18 protein-coding genes are annotated in these 15,782 nt (G+C 67.1%); 7 read left to right on the top strand and 11 right to left on the bottom strand.

Annotated features, from left to right (window positions below):
• Positions 1–4: 4 nt before the first annotated feature.
• From B7D75_RS17045 to B7D75_RS17020, 6 genes are all read right to left on the bottom strand, one after another.
• A complete protein-coding gene (locus tag B7D75_RS17045) occupies positions 5–1,315 on the bottom strand; it encodes an NAD(P)/FAD-dependent oxidoreductase (RefSeq protein WP_033998672.1) in 1,311 nt (436 codons plus the stop codon).
• Between the two features lie 70 nt (positions 1,316–1,385).
• Positions 1,386–2,750, bottom strand: a complete 1,365-nt coding sequence (locus B7D75_RS17040; protein WP_058129322.1) for a glutamine synthetase family protein — start codon at positions 2,748–2,750, stop codon at positions 1,386–1,388.
• Positions 2,751–2,877: 127 nt separating this feature from the next.
• Positions 2,878–3,066 carry a hypothetical protein gene (locus tag B7D75_RS17035; RefSeq protein ID WP_003154653.1) on the bottom strand — a complete coding sequence of 63 codons (189 nt, stop codon included), beginning with the start codon at positions 3,064–3,066 and terminating at the stop codon, positions 2,878–2,880.
• Between the two features lie 151 nt (positions 3,067–3,217).
• Positions 3,218–4,615 (bottom strand): FAD-dependent oxidoreductase, encoded by a 1,398-nt coding sequence (locus B7D75_RS17030; RefSeq protein WP_107114251.1) that lies wholly within the window; start codon positions 4,613–4,615, stop codon positions 3,218–3,220.
• Positions 4,616–4,629: 14 nt separating this feature from the next.
• The gene (locus B7D75_RS17025; protein ID WP_012076338.1) at positions 4,630–4,983 is read right to left on the bottom strand and encodes a RidA family protein; all 354 of its coding nucleotides are present in this window, start codon (positions 4,981–4,983) and stop codon (positions 4,630–4,632) included.
• A 55-nt stretch (positions 4,984–5,038) separates the two neighbouring features.
• Positions 5,039–6,400, bottom strand: a complete 1,362-nt coding sequence (locus B7D75_RS17020; RefSeq protein WP_033998650.1) for an MFS transporter — start codon at positions 6,398–6,400, stop codon at positions 5,039–5,041.
• Positions 6,401–6,764: 364 nt separating this feature from the next.
• Here B7D75_RS17020 and B7D75_RS17015 point away from each other — a divergent pair, with 364 nt between their 5' ends.
• Positions 6,765–7,646 carry a LysR substrate-binding domain-containing protein gene (locus B7D75_RS17015; protein ID WP_033998648.1) on the top strand — a complete coding sequence of 294 codons (882 nt, stop codon included), beginning with the start codon at positions 6,765–6,767 and terminating at the stop codon, positions 7,644–7,646.
• A gap of 68 nt (positions 7,647–7,714) precedes the next feature.
• Here the strand turns inward: B7D75_RS17015 and B7D75_RS17010 are convergent, their stop codons facing one another.
• Positions 7,715–7,894 carry a PA1571 family protein gene (locus tag B7D75_RS17010; protein ID WP_003154649.1) on the bottom strand — a complete coding sequence of 60 codons (180 nt, stop codon included), beginning with the start codon at positions 7,892–7,894 and terminating at the stop codon, positions 7,715–7,717.
• Positions 7,895–8,101: 207 nt separating this feature from the next.
• Between B7D75_RS17010 and B7D75_RS17005 the strand changes: the two genes are divergently transcribed.
• Positions 8,102–9,247 carry an ATP-NAD kinase family protein gene (locus tag B7D75_RS17005; protein WP_034078761.1) on the top strand — a complete coding sequence of 382 codons (1,146 nt, stop codon included), beginning with the start codon at positions 8,102–8,104 and terminating at the stop codon, positions 9,245–9,247.
• A gap of 16 nt (positions 9,248–9,263) precedes the next feature.
• Entirely contained in the window at positions 9,264–9,863 is a 600-nt protein-coding gene (locus B7D75_RS17000; RefSeq protein ID WP_053817395.1) for a DUF1287 domain-containing protein, read from the top strand.
• Between the two features lie 131 nt (positions 9,864–9,994).
• On the opposite strand, the gene ppnP is transcribed toward B7D75_RS17000, so the two are convergent.
• Positions 9,995–10,276, bottom strand: a complete 282-nt coding sequence (gene ppnP / locus B7D75_RS16995; protein ID WP_003154643.1) for a pyrimidine/purine nucleoside phosphorylase — start codon at positions 10,274–10,276, stop codon at positions 9,995–9,997.
• A gap of 94 nt (positions 10,277–10,370) precedes the next feature.
• A complete protein-coding gene (locus B7D75_RS16990; protein ID WP_003154641.1) occupies positions 10,371–10,922 on the bottom strand; it encodes an exonuclease domain-containing protein in 552 nt (183 codons plus the stop codon).
• Between the two features lie 103 nt (positions 10,923–11,025).
• Here B7D75_RS16990 and B7D75_RS16985 point away from each other — a divergent pair, with 103 nt between their 5' ends.
• On the top strand, positions 11,026–11,895 hold the full coding sequence (locus B7D75_RS16985) for an NAD(P)-dependent oxidoreductase (RefSeq protein ID WP_053814145.1): 870 nt from the start codon (positions 11,026–11,028) through the stop codon (positions 11,893–11,895).
• 6 nt (positions 11,896–11,901) lie between these two features.
• Here the strand turns inward: B7D75_RS16985 and B7D75_RS16980 are convergent, their stop codons facing one another.
• Positions 11,902–12,243, bottom strand: coding sequence for a DMT family protein (locus tag B7D75_RS16980; protein ID WP_003087393.1), 342 nt, complete (start codon positions 12,241–12,243; stop codon positions 11,902–11,904).
• A 111-nt stretch (positions 12,244–12,354) separates the two neighbouring features.
• On the opposite strand from B7D75_RS16980, the gene B7D75_RS16975 reads away from it, so the two are divergent.
• The 3 genes from B7D75_RS16975 (at position 12,355) to B7D75_RS16965 (ending at position 14,210) form a co-directional block, all read left to right on the top strand.
• Positions 12,355–13,110, top strand: a complete 756-nt coding sequence (locus tag B7D75_RS16975; protein ID WP_107114250.1) for a hypothetical protein — start codon at positions 12,355–12,357, stop codon at positions 13,108–13,110.
• Between the two features lie 103 nt (positions 13,111–13,213).
• Positions 13,214–13,468 (top strand): YkgJ family cysteine cluster protein, encoded by a 255-nt coding sequence (locus B7D75_RS16970; RefSeq protein ID WP_003154636.1) that lies wholly within the window; start codon positions 13,214–13,216, stop codon positions 13,466–13,468.
• A gap of 133 nt (positions 13,469–13,601) precedes the next feature.
• Positions 13,602–14,210, top strand: coding sequence for an START domain-containing protein (locus tag B7D75_RS16965; RefSeq protein WP_003154634.1), 609 nt, complete (start codon positions 13,602–13,604; stop codon positions 14,208–14,210).
• A 115-nt stretch (positions 14,211–14,325) separates the two neighbouring features.
• On the opposite strand, the gene gltA is transcribed toward B7D75_RS16965, so the two are convergent.
• Positions 14,326–15,612 (bottom strand): citrate synthase, encoded by a 1,287-nt coding sequence (gltA, locus tag B7D75_RS16960; protein WP_003154631.1) that lies wholly within the window; start codon positions 15,610–15,612, stop codon positions 14,326–14,328.
• Positions 15,613–15,782: the final 170 nt, after the last annotated feature.

Genomic DNA, 15,782 nt, shown 5'->3' with positions numbered 1-15,782 from the left:
CGCTTCAGCGCAGCTTCTCCATGAGCTGGTAGTACCACATCCCGGCGGCCAGCATCGGGTTGCCGAAGAGGTCGCCCAGCGGCACCCTGAGGTGCTTGCAGCGGGCGAAGGTGTCGAACTGCTCCAGGCTCCCGCTCATCGCCTTGGCCATGATCTCGCCCATGATATGGCTGGTGGCCACGCCATGCCCCGAGTAGCCCTGGCAGTACCAGACGTTGTCGGAGAGCTTGCCGAGCTGGGGGATCCGGTTCATCACGATGCCCATGGCGCAACTCCACTGGAACTCGATCTCCACGCCCTTCAGGCGCGGGAAGGTGCGCTCGATGCACGGCCGCAGCTCGGCGGCGATGTCCCGCGAGTCGCGCCCCGAGTAGTTGGCGCCGCCACCGAACAGCAGGCGGCCGTCGGCGGTGGGGCGGTAGTAATCGAGGACGAAGCGGCAGTCGTAGACCGCCAGTCCTTGCGGGTTGATCTCCCGTGCCAGCTCGCCGAGCGGCCGGGTGGTGACGATTCCGCCCATGGCCGGGAAGATCATGCCCTTGAGCTTCTCTCGTTCGAGCTTGTGATAGACGTCGCCGGCAAGCAGGATCTGCTGCGCCTCGATCCGTCCCTCGCGGGTGACCACCGCCGGGCGCGGGCCGTGGACGATATCCAGCACCTCGGAATGTTCGAAGATCAGCGCGCCGAGGCCGGCCGCCGCCCTGGCCTCGCCGATGCACAGGTTGAGCGGGTGCAGGTGCATGTTGCGGGTGTTCTTCAGCGCGCCGCAGTACAGCCCGGTCTCCAGGTGAGCCTGGACGCCGGCCTTGTCCAGCAGGCTTACCTGGTCGCCCATGCCGCGGCGCACCGCCTCCTCGTAGGAGGCCTGCAACTCGCCCATGTGGCTGGCCTTCATCGCCGCGTGCAGGTGGCCGTGGCGAAGGTCGCAGGCGATGCCGTATTTCTCCACCCGCTGGCGGATGATCTCGTGGCCGCGCCAGCGCAGGTGCCAGATGAAGTCCTCGACCTCGGCGCCCAGCCACTGGCGCATCTGCTTGTGCATCGCGGCGTCGCCGGACAGGCTGCCGGTGACCTGGCCGCCGTTGCGCCCGCTGGCGCCCCAGCCGATGCGATGGGTTTCGACCAGGGCCACCTTGTAGCCGCGTTCGGCCAGCTCCACCGCGCTGGCGACGCCGGTGAAGCCGCCGCCGATGATGGCGATGTCGACCGCCACCGTGCCCTGCAGGGTCGGATAGTCGGTTTCCTCGTTGAGGGTGGCGGCGTAGTAGGACGGCGCGCGTTCCGCGGCCGGGCGGGGATGGATTGCTGCGTTCATCGGGTATTCCTTGTTCCAGTGCGGCGCGTCCTGGCGGCGCGCCGCCATATGCGGGCGGATCCGGGATGGCTCAGGCCTGGGTCAGGTACCAGCGCCAGTCCTGCTCGCCGACCTCGCCCATGAATTGCCGGTATTCCGCGCGCTTGACCGCCAGGTAGACGCCGAGGAACGGCTCGCCGAAGGCTTGCCGCGCCCACTCGGAACCTTGCAGGGCGTCGAGGGCGGTCAGCCAGTCGGTGGGCAGGCGCTTGCCCGCCTGCGCATAGCCATTGCCCTCCACCGGCGCGCCCGGATCGATGCCTTCGCGGATGCCGCGGTGGACCCCGGCGAGGAGCGCCGCGGCGGCCAGGTAGGGGTTGGCATCGGCGCCGCAGATGCGATGCTCGATATGCCGGCTGGAGGCCGGGCCGCCCGGCACGCGCAGGCTCACGGTGCGGTTGTCGACGCCCCAGGTCTGCGCCAGCGGCGCGTAGCTGTTGGCCTGGAAGCGCCGGTAGGAGTTGGCGTTGGGGCAGAACAGCAGGAGCGAGTCGAGCAGGCTGGCGAGCATGCCGCCGACCGCCTGGCGCAGCAGAGGCGTGCCGGCGGGGTCGTCGCTGGCGAACAGGTTGTTGCCTTGTTCGTCGGCCAGGCTGACGTGCAGGTGCATGCCGGTGCCGGCCAGGTCGTCGAAGGGCTTGGCCATGAAGCAGGCGAGCATCCCATGCCTGTGCGCGACGCCCTTGACCAGGCGCTTGTAGCGGATCGCCTGGTCCATGGCGACTAGGGCGTCGCCGTGGTCGAGGGTGATTTCCACCTGGCCCGGGGCGTATTCCGAGATCGCCGTGCGCGCCGGCAGGCCCTGCGCCTTGCAGGCGGCGTAGAGGTCGGCGAGGAACGGCTCGATCTGCTCCAGTTCGCGCAGGCCGTAGACCTGGGTCGCCCGCGGGCGGCCGCCATCGGCGTCGCGAGCCGGTTGCGGGCGGCCGTTGGCGTCGCGCTCACGGTCGAGCAGGTAGAACTCCAGCTCGGCGGCCATTACCGGGTGATAGCCCTCGCTCTTCAGCGCCTCGATGGTTCGCATCAGGAGATGGCGCGGATCGGCGACGCTGGCCGGCAGGCCTTCGCTCGGGTGCATGCTGACCTGCACCGCCGCCGTCGGGATCTGTCGCCAGGGCAGGCGTACCAGGCTGCCGGACAGGGGGTAGGCGCGGCAGTCGATGTCGCCGACGTCCCACACCAGCCCGGAGTCCTCGACGTCCTCGCCGTTCATCGTCAGCCCGAGGATGGTGCTCGGCAGCGGCCGGCCGCCGCGGTAGACGGCCAGCAGCTCGTCGCGGTGCAGCAGCTTGCCGCGCGGTACGCCGTTGGCATCGAGGATGAACAGTTCGAAGAGTTCGATGTCGGGGTTGGCGGCCAGGAAGTCCTGGGCTTCTTGTTCGGTGGCGAAGTTCATGGGGCTCTCTTGTCGGTCTTGTCCGGTAGTGTCGCGGCGCTCGCAGCGACGCTCCGGCGACAGCGTCGTCGCGGAGCGGCATGCAAGCGGCAGGCCGGCCCCGCCGTCGTGCGGGGCCGGAGGGCAATCAGGCGTGACGAGCGTCCGGCGGGCGCGCGTGGCGGCAATGCCAGAGCGCCCAGAAGGCCAGTTCGAGAGGGAGGGCGAGCGGTTCCAGTTCCAGCCAGCGGCTGTGCTTGCGGGGCAGGCGCGCGGGCGTTCCGGCCGGGTTGGCGGAAGGCTGGTAGGGCAGGGAGCGCGTCGTCGGCAGATGCATGAACGAAAGTGAGGACAAGGGTCGGAGCAGACTCGCACAGACGGACGGGTGAATTAAATGCGCTTTTTCCGACCTTTGCTTGAGCGAAATCGAAACCGAAGGAAAAAGAAGGGCGCCCCCGAATGGGCTGGCGGGGCGCCCGGAAACGCTCTCAGCCCTTGTCGGCCTTGCCCGCGGCGGCAGCCAGCCTGGCCAGGCGCACGTCGAGATGGCGTGGGCGCCGGCCGCCGTCTTCGGCGCGTTCCTTGCGGCGGATCGCGTTGCGCACCAGCAGCGAACCGACGTAGCGGATCGGTTCCGGCGGGAAGTGGCCGAGCGGTCCCCGGGTCAGCGGCGAACGGGTCCATGGATTGTCCAGGCCGAGCGCCAGCGACGAGAGGATCTGCCCACCCATGTGACAGGGGCCGACGCCGCTGCCGGAGTAGCCGAAGCCGTAGAACACGTTGTCGCGACCGTCGAGCCGGCCGAAGAACGGCAGGCCGGTCACCGAGCGGTCCGATGGACCGTTCCAGCTGGCCTCGATGGCCACGTCGGCGAGGGCGGGGAAGAACTCCCGCAGGCTGCCGCGCAGCTGTTCCAGGTACGGCGAGGGGCGGTCGAATACCGGTAGCATGCGGCCGCCGTAGGCGAAGGTGTTGCCGCCCTTGCCGAGCATCAGCCGGCCGTCCGGGGTGTTGTGGTAGTAGTGCACGAAGATCCGCGAGTCGAGCACGCTGACCCCGCTGGTCAGGCCGATCTCCTGCAACAGGTCCGGTCGTGGCTCGGTGATGAGCATGTCGCTGGAGACGATCGCCACGCTGCGTTCGAACTGCGGGAAGGCCCGCGCCATCCAGGCGTTCAACGCCAGCACCACGCGGTCGGCGACGACCCGCCCGTAGGGGGTGACCACTTCCGCCGGACGGCCGTGCTCCAGTCCCCGCATCGGCGTGCCTTCGTACAGGCGTACCCCCAGTTGCAGGGCGACCCGGCGCAGGCCGCGGACCAGCTTGCCCGGCTGCACCGTCGCGGCGGCCGGCGAGAACCAGCCCTCCAGGTGCCTGCGCGAGCCGGCCAGGCGCTGTACGTCGGCCAGCGGGCGCTTGACGAAGGAGTTGATGCCGTGGCGTTCCAGCGCGGCGATGACGGCGTCGGTGCCACCGACCTGGGCCTGGTTGGTGGCGGTATAGAGGGTGCCGTCGAGGCGGTATTCGGCGTCCACGGCGTAGCGCTGGCAGAAGGCGCCGATGGCCCGGATGCTGTCCTCGGAGGCCTTGACCAGGCGGATCGCCTCGGTGAGGCCGAACAGCCGTTCCAGGGTGAAGAACTTGGCCGACCAGGACAGCGCGCAGCCGCCGTTGCGGCCGCTGGCGCCGGCGCCGCAGAGGTCGGCCTCGACCAGCACCACGTCGAGTGCGGGATCCTGTTCCTTGAGCATGATGGCGGTCCACAGCCCGGTGTAGCCACCGCCGACGATGCACACGTCGGCGCGGCTGTCGCCGGCCAGCGGCGGGCAGGGGGCCGCGTGTTCGGAGCGCAGGGCCTGGTCCAGCCAGAAGGGGCGGAAGGTCATTGTGGGTGTCCTCGTCATTGCGGGCGGGCGGCGACGACGATCATCTCCACCCGCCACTGCGGGTCGATCAGCTCGGCCAGGCTGCAGGCGCGGGTCGGCGCCCGGCCTTCGGGGAACCACTGGTCCCAGACCTGGTTGAGCCCGGCGTAGTCCTCCCGGTGGGCGAGCAGGATGCGTACCGAGAGCACCTGGCCGCGGTCGCTGCCGACGCTCTGGAGCAGCCGGTCGATGTTCTCCAGCACCTGGCGGGTCTGGTCCCGGATATCGCCGCTGGGGTCGTCGGCGACCTGGCCGCCGATGTAGATCGTGTTGCCGTGCAGGGCCATCTCGGCCCGGCGCTTGACCACTTCGAAGCGTTCGATGTGCATTGTGGATTTCCCTGGTTCGAGGAGAAGGGCGCGGCGGGCGTCCCGCCGCGGACGGTCAGGAGCGGATCGGGCGGAAGTCCCCCAGGCTGGGGATCTTGCACAGGCTTTCGCGGGCGCCGTCGGGCCGGCTGTTCCAGTGTGGAACGAGCACCGCGGTGGCGATCAGGGCGGCGACAGTGAAGCCGATGAACACCGTGTAGGTGTCGAAGTAGCCGGGCAGCAGGCCACCGAGGATCGCACCCACCGAACCGCAGCCGTTGACGAAACCGGAGGCGGTGCCGGCGGCCTCGCCGGTGCCGAAGTCGATGGCGGCGGAGCCACAGATCATCGAGTCCGGGCCGTACAGGGTCAGTCCCATCATGAACAGCAGGCCGACCACCACCGGAATGCTGCCGGTGGCCATCGCCGGGACGAACAGCGCCAGGCAGACGGTCAGCGCCAGCAGGCTGAGCACGCAGGCGGGCATGCGCCGGGCGCCGAACAGCTTGTCCGAGGCGAAGCCGATCAGGATCGGACCGAGCAGACCGGCCACCTCGAAGGCGGTGGGGACGATGGCGGCACCGACCTTGCCGAGCGCCGGCATGCGTTCATAGACGATCACCGGCCCCCACAGGAGGATCGCGTAGCGCGCCGGCTTGAGCAGGAAGTAGGCCAGCCCGAGGCAGAGCACCGTGCGGTTGCGCACCACCTTGGCGAGCATCTGCAGACTGCCGCCGTTGCTGCCTTGCGGCCTGAAGCCGGCATAGCGCACGGCTTCGCTCGCGAGCTGCGGTTCGACGGGAGGATGGCCGACGTCTTCCGGGCGGTTGCGCTGCAACAACAGGAACAGCAGGGCCACGCCGCCGACCACCGCGGCACTGGAATAGAACGCCGCGTGCCAGGTACCGAACACGCTGTAGGCCCACCAGCCGGCGAACGGCGAGGCGACCAGGCCGCCGAAGGCGTAGCAGGTGCTCCACAGGCCAAGCACCCGGCCGCGTTCGTGGGTGGCGAAGAAGCTGCCGATGTTCTTGCACAGCCCCGACCAGCCGGTGGACTGCGCCAGTCCCTGGACCACCATGCAGGTGGCGAAGATCGGCAGGGTGGCGAAGGTGCCCATGACCAACGCGGCCAGGGCGGAGATCAGCAGGCCGCCGGACACCACGATGCGCGGGCCGAAGCGGTCGGCCAGCACGCCCCAGGCGAACTGCCCGACGGCATAGGCGGCGAGGTAGATGGCGTCGAGATCGGCCATCGCCATCTTGTCCAGCTGGAAACCCGGATCTTCGGCGATGCCGAGCTTGGCGACGGAAAAGGCCTTGCGGGTGAAGTAGAAGGCGGCATAGGCCAGCCAGGTGATCGCGAATATCTGCAGGCGCCAGCGCTGGAAACTGGACGCGGGGGAGGATGGCAGCGCCATCCCGGGACGTTGGTTCATGGTTCTGACCTCGATCTTGTTATCGGTGCCGGCAGGTGTGAGGGGGACACGCCTTGTTGTTGTTCTGATGAGCACTTCTGCACCGCTGTGCCGCGGTGCCTGGTCAGAGGGGTCTGGGATTGCTTCACCTCCTGGGGCTAGGCCGGGAGACGGCGCAAGGGGCTGCTTGCAACGCCTCGGTACGGGTGGTGAGGCGATGGAATCAATTTCGGATAAATAAATGAAATCGATTTATCAAATTTCGAATATAAGTTTTACTTGTTTGTCAGGGCGGGCGCCGTGGCGCCTGCCGGGGAAGCTGACCGATCGGTCATCCCCTGTGTCGCGAGGTTTCCTTGTCCTGTCTCTGGAGCGGTGAGCATCGATGTCGGTTTCCCATGCGCAGTTGAAGGCATTTCACGCGGTCGCGGTGCACGGCAGCTTCACCCGCGCCGCCGAGCGCCTGTTCCTCACCCAGCCGGCGGTTTCCGACCAGGTGCGCAAGCTGGAGGAGCGTTACGGTGTTCTGCTGTTCCACCGCAACAAGCGCTCGGTGCGCCTGAGCGAGCTGGGCGAACGCCTGCTTGCGGTGACTCAGCGGCTGTTCGTGATCGAGGCCGAGGCCGAGGACCTGCTGTCCGCCTCCAGTGCCTTGCGGACTGGCACCCTGACCCTGGCCGTGGATGCGCCGGTGCACGTGCTGCCGCAGATCGCGCGGTTCTGCGAGCGCTATCCGGGCATCGCGGTAAGGGTGGAGACCGGCAATACCGACGAGTCGCTGCAGCGACTGTTCGACTACCAGGCCGACCTCGCCCTCCTGGGGCGCGATGTCAGCGATGAGCGGTTGCTCTCGGTGACCCTGCGCAACGATCCGATCGTGGCTTTCGTTTCGCTGAACCATCCCTGGGCCGGGCGCGAGTCGATCCGCCTCGCCGATCTCGACGACATGCCGCTGGTGCTGCGCGAGCAGGGCTCGGTGACCCGCCAGACCCTGGAGGAGGAAATGAGCCGAGCCGGCCTGCGGATCCGCCCGGCGATCCAGGTCGAGGGCCGCGAGGCCTCGCGTGAGGCGGTGGTCGCGGGGATCGGCGTGGGGGTGGTGTCGGCCGCGGAGTTCGGTGCCGACACGCGGGTCCATGCGTTACCCATCGTCGATTGCCAGCGGCGCCTGACCGAGACCCTGGTGTGCCTGCGCGAACAACGTTCGCGGCGGATCGTCGAGACCTTCCTCGAACTGGTCAACGAAGAACTGGCGGCGGATCGCTAGGGCGAAGCCTGCCGGAGGCGAAAAAAAGCCCGGCGGATGCCGGGCCTGGCAATACCTGGAAAGGGCGCTCAGGCCTGCTTCTGTTCCTGCTCCAGGGACCTGTCCAGTTCGCGGCAGGCGCGCTGGATCATCACTTCGGTGATCGGGATTTCCCGGCCCTGCGCGTCGATGATGGCGCCACCGCTGTGTTGCTGCGCGTTGAAGGGGATCACGCGGCGCTTGGCGGTATCGGTGTGTTGCGAATTCATTGCCCGTCTCCTCATCAGGTTTATCGGCAGTCTAGGGAGCGCAGATGAAACCGCCGTGACAAGCGGCGGATGTCCTCGCTCCAGTGCGAAAGCCATGGACCATAGCAATCTTGCAGCCCGCGTGCCAGCTTGCCGGCCGCCGCTGCGTTTTTCTGGTTATAGTGGTCCGACCGGCAGGGGCGCCCTGGAGTTCGCCCGAGGATGAGTATGGACGTGTTTCGCCTGGGATTGGTGGTCAATCCCCTGGCCGGGCTGGGTGGCTCGGTCGCGTTGAAGGGCAGCGACGGAGTCGCTGCCGAGGCCTTGGCCAGAGGCGCCGAACCGCGGGCGCTGGAGCGCACCAGGATCGCCCTGGAGTGCCTGTTGCCGCTGGTCGAGAAGATCGAGTTCCTGACCTTTCCCGGTGCCATGGGGGCCGAGCTGCTGGCGCGCATGGGGTTTCGTCACCGCGTGCTGGGGGAATTGCAGGGCGCGCTCAGCAGCGCGGCGGACACTCGCCGCGCAGTCGAGCGCCTGCAGGAAGCCGGTGTCGCGCTGATCCTGTTCGCCGGTGGTGACGGCACGGCACGGGATGTTGCCGGGGTGGTGCGCGAGCAGCAGCCGGTGCTGGGCATTCCGGCCGGGGTGAAGATTCATTCGGGAGTCTACGCCATCAGTCCACGCGCTGCCGGCGAGCTGGCCCGGCGCCTGGTCGAGGGCGGCCTGGTGCGGCTGGCCAGCGGCGAGGTGCGCGACCTCGACGAGGACGCCCTGCGCGCCGGTCGCGTCGCCGCCCGCTGGTATGGCGAAATGACGGTTCCCGAGGAAGGGCACTTCATGCAGCACGTCAAGCAGGCGGGGGTGGAGTCGGAAGAGCTGGTCCTGGTGGATCTCGCCGACTGGCTGGCGGAAAACTGGGAGGAGGGCGTGCGCTACGTGCTGGGGCCGGGCTCGACCCTCCACGGCCTGGCGCGCAACCTCGGCCTGGAAACCACCCTGCTGGGCGTGGATGTGCTGGAAAACGGGGCGGTGATCGCCCACGACGTCGACGAAGCCCAACTGTTCGGCCTGGTGGACGGCCATCCGGCGTTCCTGCTGGTCACCGCCATCGGAGGCCAGGGCCATGTCATCGGTCGCGGCAACCAGCAGATCAGCCCGCGAGTGTTGCGCGCGATCGGCCTGGAGCGCATGCGCGTGGTCGCCACCAAGCGCAAGCTGGGTACCCTCGAGGGTCGTCCGTTGTTGGTGGACAGCGGCGACCCGACACTGGACGACAGCTTCCCGGCTGCCATCCGGGTCTGGGCCGGCTACAAGGAAGAACTGCTGTATCCGCTGGGGTACGCGAAGGATCGGGACGCGCCCGCAGGCGCATGAAAAGAAGGAGACGAGGATGTACATGGACGTATCCGGCGCGCTGCGCCGCCTGTTGCTGCTCGCTATGCTCGGATTGCCGCTGGCGTCGGCCGCTGCGGTCGAGCCGCAGCGGTTGGTAGAGGCGGCGCGCGCCCAGGTCGGCGTGACGCTGGGCTACGACCCCGCCTACCGGAAGCTGGACTATCCGGGCGGCGACGTGCCACTGCAGACCGGGGTCTGCACCGACGTGGTCATCCGTGCGCTGCGCGGGCAGGGACTGGACCTACAGAAGGCGGTGCACGAGGACATGCGCCGCCATTTCGCGGCCTACCCGCAGCAGTGGGGGATGAAAGGTGCCGATCGCAACATCGATCACCGCCGCGTACCGAACCTGATGACCTGGTTCAGTCGCCAGGGATTGTCGCTGGTGCCGAGCCGCGATGCCGCCGCCTACCGAGCAGGGGACATCGTCGCCTGGCGCCTGGACAACGGCCTGCTGCATATCGGCGTGCTTTCCGATCGCGCGCTGGATGGCAGGCCGCTGGTGTTGCACAACATCGGTGCCGGCGTGCGGGAAGACGATCTGCTGTTCCGCTACCAGGTGATCGGGCACTACCGCTTCCCGCAGGGAGAGTGAGCCGGGCAAGCCCGCTGTAGCGGCGGATGAGCGCACCGCGGTCGTTCGGCCTGCACCGCTTCCTCCGCTGTAGGCGCTGACGGTGGGCGAAAAAAAACCGGCCTGCGGCCGGTTTTCCTGTCTGCCCGGGCTCAGCGGTATTCGCAGAGGTAGGCGGTGTCCTGGGCGACCTTGAGCTGGAACTTGCTGTTCGCCGGGACGGTGAACTGGCTGCCGCTGGCGAAGTTCTGCCACTCGTCGCTGCCCGGCAGCCTGACCGTCAGCGCGCCGGCGATCACGTGCATGACTTCCAGCTGGCTGGTGCCGAACTCGTATTCGCCTGCCGCCATCACGCCGATGGTGGCCGGGCCGGCGGTCATGTCGAAGGCGATGGATTTGACGGTGCCGTCGAAGTATTCGTTGACCTTGAACATGGGCTTCTCCTGAAGGGGTGAACAGGCGGGGTTGAAAAGGCCCGCCAGTATGCCCAAGCCTCGGAAAGGCGTCACTAGGCGGCGCGGGCCTCGCTCAACGCTCCACCGGCAATACCAGCGGCAGCAGCCGTGCGGTATTGCGCGCGTCCTCCAGGGCGCGGTGCTGCTGGCCCTGGAAACTCATCCCGGCCAGTTGCAGGGCGGCATTCAGGCCGACCGGGCGGGGTAGCTGGCGGACTTCGCCGAAGCGCTGCTTGAGATTGACGTGCGGCACTTCGCTGAGCTGGCTGCTCAGCCGGTGCTGGCGCCATTCCTGCTCCAGCTGGCGGCGGTCGTAGTCGCCCCAGCTGGCCCAGCCAGCCAGTCGCGGACGATGCTGGGCGAGCCAGCGCTCGAAGGCTTCCCACACCGCATCGAACTGGGCGGCGCCATCGACGCTGGCCTGGCTGATGTGCGTGAGGTCGCGGCAGAAGTGGGTCAGCAGCGGCCGCCTGAGCGGCCGCACGAAACGCTGGAAGTGGTCCAGTTCGCGGGCGTCGGCGGCAGCGACCAGGGTCGCGCCGATCTCGATGATTTCCATTTCCTCCAGGGGCCAGCCGCCTTCCGCGGTGGTGGCCTCCAGATCGATTACCAGCCAGTGAGGCATCGGAGCTATCCATTCCAGGGTCCGCCGTGAGTATGGCGGGGCTTCCGGACCTCGGCAAACCGCTGTGCTAGGCTGCCTGGTCGGACTTGGAGGAGATCACCGAATGACTGCAGTCGCATTTCTCGGCCTGGGCACCATGGGTTATCCGATGGCCGGGCATCTGCGCCGCGAAGGCCACGATGTCTGCGTCTACAACCGCACGCAGGCCAAGGCCTCGCGCTGGGTCGAGGAGTACGCCGGACGGCGCGCCGACACGCCCCGCGAGGCCTGTGTCGGTGCCGAACTGGTGTTTTGCTGCGTGGGCAACGACGATGACCTGCGCGCCGTGGCATTGGGCGAACAGGGTGCCTTCGCGGGGATGGCGCCGGGCAGCCTGTTCGTCGACCACACCACCGCTTCGGCGGAAATCGCCCGCGAGCTGTCGCTGTTGGCTGCCGAGCGTGAGCTGGGCTTTCTCGACGCGCCGGTCTCCGGTGGCCAGGCGGGCGCCATCAACGGCGCGCTGACGGTGATGGTCGGTGGCGAGGAGGCATTCTACCGGCGTGCCGAGCCCCTGCTGTGCAGCTACGCGCGGATGGTCCGGCGGATGGGCGAGGTGGGCAGCGGGCAACTGACCAAGATGGTCAACCAGATCTGCGTCGCCGGCCTGCTCCAGGGGTTGGCCGAGGCGCTGCACTTCGCCCAGCGCGCCGGCCTTGACGGCGAGGCGGCGATGGCGGTGATCGGCAAGGGCGCGGCGCAATCCTGGCAGTTGGAGAACCGCCACCAGAGCATGCTGGCCGGGGAGTTCGACTTCGGCTTCGCCGTGGACTGGATGCGCAAGGACCTGTCGATCCTGCTCGCCGAGGCTCGCCGCAACGGCGCGCAGCTGCCGGTCACGGCGCTGGTCGATCAGTTCTACGCCGAGGTGCAGGCGATGGGTGGCGGGCGCTGGGACACCTCCAGCCTGATCGCCCGGTTGCGTTCCTCGTGAGGCGTTTCAGGCGCGGAAGATGAAATACACCGCACCGAGCAGGCACAGGCCGGCCCACAGGTAGTCCAGCTTCAACGGTTGTTGCATGAAATAGACGCTGAACGGGACGAAGACCGCCAGGGTGATGACTTCCTGCATGATCTTCAGCTGGCCGACCGAGAGTTCGGTGTAGCCGATGCGGTTGGCCGGCACCTGCAGCAGGTATTCGAACAGCGCGATGCCCCAGCTGATCAGGGCGGCGATGATCCAGGGCTTGCTGTTGAGGGTCTTCAGGTGACCATACCAGGCGAAGGTCATGAACAGGTTGGAACAGGCCAGCAGCAGCGCGGTTTGCAGCCAGACGGGCATGATGGATAGGCTCCGGAGGGCGGGGACGGCGCAGCCTAATCGGCGGCGCCGACAAAACCAAGAGGGCGAGCCCCGCTCGGAAGGGTTGGCCATCGAAAAAGGACGGAAGGTATGTGGTTGCGCAAGCGTTCATGGGCCTGGCGCGTCGCGCTGGGAGGGATGGCCGTTGTGTTGGTGGGGGGCTGGTGGGCTGTCCGGGCGTTGCGTGAGCCGGCGCTGTGGAGCGAGCTGTACGTTCCGCCAGCCTTCACCATGCCAAGGGACTTCGACCTGGGCGCCTATCGCCTGAGCTGGCGCGGCAACGGCTTCGACCTGTATGCCGCCGGCGCCGCCCGCGCACCGCTCTGGCGAAGCGAAGGCGGCTTCCTCGGTGCGGGCCGGGAGCGCGACGGAAGCCTGTTGTTGCGCTGCCAGGAGCAGAGCCTGGAAAGTTTCGAGCTGATCGGCCGGCGGCTGGCCCTCAAAGGCCATCTACGCTGCGAAGATGGCCGCCTGAGCGCCTACGAAATGTCCTTCGAGCCGGTCCAGGACGCGGTGGCGGTGCGTATCGTCCTGGCCGACGCGGAACTGAACCGGGTTGCTCTGTCCTGGCGGCGGGAGGAGGGGGAGCGGCTTTCCGGCATCGTCGACGACGACGCGGAGGGCAGTTCCCGGACCTTGCCGGCTGGTGTCGCGGGCTATTGGAGTTCCACCGGTAACGCCTTCCTCGGCGCTTCGACGGCGCCGCAGTCCATCGACCTGCGCGAGCCGGGTCGGGTGCAGTGGCGGGCCGCGGCGCAGTCGGCGAGAGCCTGGTTGTTCGTCGCCGCTAACCGCGAGCAATGGCAATTGCGGCACACCCGCCTCGAGGCGGAAACGCGCCGCTGATCCGCCGGGCTTGGCGGCGGCCGGGTGGATCCGTATTCTTTGCGCCCGTTTCGACCGGCGTTCCTTGCCGGTCCGTTCCCAACCCCCGGGCGAGACCCTTCCCATGCAATGTCGAGCCGGCTGCGGCGCCTGCTGCATAGCCCCGTCGATCTCCTCCGCGTTGCCCGGCATGCCGGGCGGCAAGCCTGCCGGCGTGCGTTGCGTGCACCTGGACGAGGCCAATCTCTGCGGGCTCTTCGGCCGGCCCGAGCGCCCCGCGGTGTGCGGACGTTTCGACGCCGATCCGGAGCTCTGCGGCGACAGCCGCGAACAGGCGCTGGCGTTGATCGCACAATGGGAAATCATCACCGCCGCGTGAACGGGTTGGAAGTCCGGCCGTCTCGCGCCATACTGCTGCCCATCCCGCGCCGAAGGCTCAGGATCGCGGATTGCAGGGCGTCGACCGCCCGGCCGACGAACCGAAAATAACCATAATGAGAGGAACAGGAACGATGCGTGGCATTTTGCGTATGACCGTGCTGGCTGCCGCAGTGTTCGGTGTGGCCGGCAACGCCCTGGCCGAAGACTGGAAACTGGCCAAGGACGAGGATGGCGTGAAGGTCTATCTGAGCAGTGTCCAGGGCTCCAAGTACAAGGCTTATCGCGGCGTTACCGACATCAAGGCCGACGTGGCGACCATCGAGGCGCTGCAGGAGGACGTCAAGGGGTCCTGCAAGTGGATCCATGCCTGCGCCGAGATGAAGCTGCTGAAGCAGGAGGGTGCCGACGCCTGGACCTACTCGAGGATCGATATGCCCTGGCCGGTCACCGGGCGCGACGTGGTCATCCATGTCACCACCGAGAAGACCGCCGATGGCACCGTGATCCGTCATCTGAAGGCCGATCCGACCTACATTCCCGAGGAGAAGGGGCAGATCCGCGTGCCCAAGCTGGTCGGCGAGTGGAAGCTGCAGCCGAAGGGGCAGGGCGTGACCGAGGTCACCTACCAGGTGGAAACCGAGCCGGGTGGCAGCATTCCGTCCTGGCTGGCCAACAGCTTCGTGGTCGATGCACCGCTGAACACCCTCAAGGGCTTGCGTAGCGCCGCCGAGAAGCGCTGAGCGCATCGCCTTCGCGAAAAAAACCGCCTTCGAGGCGGTTTTTTGTGCCCGTCGGAGGCTTTCTCCGGGGCAATGAAAAGGCTGCCGAAGCAGCCTTTTTCGTCGGGGTCCGGGTTCAGCCACGATCCTTGAGGGCGGTGAAGTCGCGCTGGGTATGGCCAGTGTAGAGCTGGCGCGGACGGCCGATCTTGTAGGGGCCGGAGAGCATTTCCTGCCAGTGCGAGATCCAGCCGACGGTGCGCGCCAGGGCGAAGATCACGGTGAACATGCTGGTCGGGATGCCGATTGCCTTGAGGATGATTCCCGAATAGAAGTCGACGTTCGGGTACAGGTTGCGTTCCACGAAGTAGGGGTCGTGGCGGGCGATTTCTTCCAGCTTCATCGCCAGTTCCAGCTGCGGGTCGTTGATGCCCAGCTCCTGGAGAACTTCGTCGCAGGTCTGCTTCATGACCTTGGCGCGCGGGTCGAAGTTCTTGTAGACGCGGTGGCCGAAGCCCATGAGCTTGAACGGATCGTTCTTGTCCTTGGCCTTGTCGACGAATTTCTCGATGTTGGAGACATCGCCGATCTCGTCGAGCATGCGCAGTACCGCTTCGTTCGCCCCACCGTGGGCCGGGCCCCAGAGGGCGGCGATGCCGGAGGCGATGCAGGCGAACGGGTTGGCGCCGGAGGAACCGGCCAGGCGCACCGTGGAAGTGGAGGCGTTCTGCTCGTGGTCGGCATGGAGGATGAAGATGCGGTCCATGGCCTTGGCCAGCACCGGGCTGATCGGCTTGGTCTCGCAGGGGGTGTTGAACATCATGTGGAGGAAGTTTTCCGCGTAGTTCAGGTCGTTACGCGGATACATCATCGGCTCGCCCTTGGAGTACTTGTAGACCATGGCGGCGATGGTCGGCATCTTGGCGATCAGGCGATGCGCGGAGACTTCCCGATGCTTCGGGTTATTGATGTCCAGGGAGTCGTGGTAGAAGGCGGAGAGGGCGCCGATCACGCCGCACATCACGGCCATCGGGTGGGCGTCGCGGCGGAAGCCGTTGAAGAAGGTCTTCAGTTGCTCGTGAACCATGGTGTGGTTCTTGATGGTGCCGACGAACTGTTCCTTCTGCGCGGCGGTGGGCAGTTCGCCGTTCAGCAGCAGGTAGCAGGTTTCCAGGTAGTCGGACTTCTCGGCCAGTTGCTCGATGGGGTAGCCGCGATGGAGGAGGACGCCTTTGTCGCCGTCGATATAGGTGATCTTCGACTCGCAGGAGGCGGTCGACATGAAGCCAGGATCGAAGGTGAAGTGGCCCGTGGCGGTGAGGCCCCGTACATCCACTACATCGGGACCCATGGTACCGGATAGGACGGGCAGTTCGACGGGGGCTGAGCCCTCGATGATCAACTGCGCTTTTTTGTCAGCCATGATGGCCTCCTATTTATGCTTGAAATCATCAGTACCCCCCACGCAGGGCCCGCACCACTATAGAGGGATAAATTCGAAAGTCAATTTGCGCGAATCCATGCCGTAGAGCCTTTCGTTGCGGGGTTTTCGCAGAAAAAGGGGGCTATTTACGCCTTTTATAAAAGGCCCGC

Origin of the sequence: Pseudomonas paraeruginosa (assembly GCF_003025345.2) — a bacterium.
Taxonomy (GTDB): domain Bacteria; phylum Pseudomonadota; class Gammaproteobacteria; order Pseudomonadales; family Pseudomonadaceae; genus Pseudomonas; species Pseudomonas paraeruginosa.
Note: the sequence above shows the minus strand (reverse complement) of the source record. Positions and strands in the feature narration are given on the sequence as shown.

Excerpts from the sequence above, each read along its gene's own strand:
- B7D75_RS17045 (WP_033998672.1), bottom strand. The coding sequence starts at position 1,315 with ATGAACGCAGCAATCCATCCCCGCCCGGCCGCGGAACGCGCGCCGTCC.
- B7D75_RS17040 (WP_058129322.1), bottom strand. The coding sequence starts at position 2,750 with ATGAACTTCGCCACCGAACAAGAAGCCCAGGACTTCCTGGCCGCCAAC.
- B7D75_RS17035 (WP_003154653.1), bottom strand. The coding sequence starts at position 3,066 with ATGCATCTGCCGACGACGCGCTCCCTGCCCTACCAGCCTTCCGCCAAC.
- B7D75_RS17030 (WP_107114251.1), bottom strand. The coding sequence starts at position 4,615 with ATGACCTTCCGCCCCTTCTGGCTGGACCAGGCCCTGCGCTCCGAACAC.
- B7D75_RS17025 (WP_012076338.1), bottom strand. The coding sequence starts at position 4,983 with ATGCACATCGAACGCTTCGAAGTGGTCAAGCGCCGGGCCGAGATGGCC.
- B7D75_RS17020 (WP_033998650.1), bottom strand. The coding sequence starts at position 6,400 with ATGAACCAACGTCCCGGGATGGCGCTGCCATCCTCCCCCGCGTCCAGT.
- B7D75_RS17015 (WP_033998648.1), top strand. The coding sequence starts at position 6,765 with ATGTCGGTTTCCCATGCGCAGTTGAAGGCATTTCACGCGGTCGCGGTG.
- B7D75_RS17010 (WP_003154649.1), bottom strand. The coding sequence starts at position 7,894 with ATGAATTCGCAACACACCGATACCGCCAAGCGCCGCGTGATCCCCTTC.
- B7D75_RS17005 (WP_034078761.1), top strand. The coding sequence starts at position 8,102 with ATGGACGTGTTTCGCCTGGGATTGGTGGTCAATCCCCTGGCCGGGCTG.
- B7D75_RS17000 (WP_053817395.1), top strand. The coding sequence starts at position 9,264 with ATGTACATGGACGTATCCGGCGCGCTGCGCCGCCTGTTGCTGCTCGCT.
- ppnP (WP_003154643.1), bottom strand. The coding sequence starts at position 10,276 with ATGTTCAAGGTCAACGAATACTTCGACGGCACCGTCAAATCCATCGCC.
- B7D75_RS16990 (WP_003154641.1), bottom strand. The coding sequence starts at position 10,922 with ATGCCTCACTGGCTGGTAATCGATCTGGAGGCCACCACCGCGGAAGGC.
- B7D75_RS16985 (WP_053814145.1), top strand. The coding sequence starts at position 11,026 with ATGACTGCAGTCGCATTTCTCGGCCTGGGCACCATGGGTTATCCGATG.
- B7D75_RS16980 (WP_003087393.1), bottom strand. The coding sequence starts at position 12,243 with ATGCCCGTCTGGCTGCAAACCGCGCTGCTGCTGGCCTGTTCCAACCTG.
- B7D75_RS16975 (WP_107114250.1), top strand. The coding sequence starts at position 12,355 with ATGTGGTTGCGCAAGCGTTCATGGGCCTGGCGCGTCGCGCTGGGAGGG.
- B7D75_RS16970 (WP_003154636.1), top strand. The coding sequence starts at position 13,214 with ATGCAATGTCGAGCCGGCTGCGGCGCCTGCTGCATAGCCCCGTCGATC.
- B7D75_RS16965 (WP_003154634.1), top strand. The coding sequence starts at position 13,602 with ATGCGTGGCATTTTGCGTATGACCGTGCTGGCTGCCGCAGTGTTCGGT.
- gltA (WP_003154631.1), bottom strand. The coding sequence starts at position 15,612 with ATGGCTGACAAAAAAGCGCAGTTGATCATCGAGGGCTCAGCCCCCGTC.